Below are 248 nucleotides of genomic sequence, written 5' to 3' on the forward strand. Positions count from 1 at the left end.
GCGCGGACCGTGCCATCGTGGCCCGACGACGACTTCCGAAGACCGAACGATGCGAGACCAACTGCGCTACCTGTTCAGCCGCCTGCGCGAACGCCTGTGGATCAAGCCGCTGCTGGCCTGCCTGCTGTCGGTGGCGGGCGTGCAGCCGGCCCGCCTGGCGGACGGGGTGATCGTCGATGGCGCCGTTCCGGAAGTCACGCAGGAATCCGTCATCGCCCTGCTGAAGATCATCGCCGCCAGCATGCTGG

The 248-nt window shown here is 68.1% G+C and carries 1 protein-coding gene; it reads left to right on the forward strand.

The annotated features are described in order from the left end of the window. Positions 1-49 precede the first annotated feature (49 nt). Positions 50-248, forward strand: a 199-nt coding sequence (locus RYX56_RS24345) for a hypothetical protein (protein ID WP_317124385.1), incomplete at its 3' end; no start/stop codon positions are given.

Origin of the sequence: Alkalihalophilus lindianensis (genome assembly GCF_032843265.1) — a bacterium.
GTDB lineage: Bacteria > Bacillota > Bacilli > Bacillales > Bacillaceae_D > Alkalihalophilus > Alkalihalophilus lindianensis.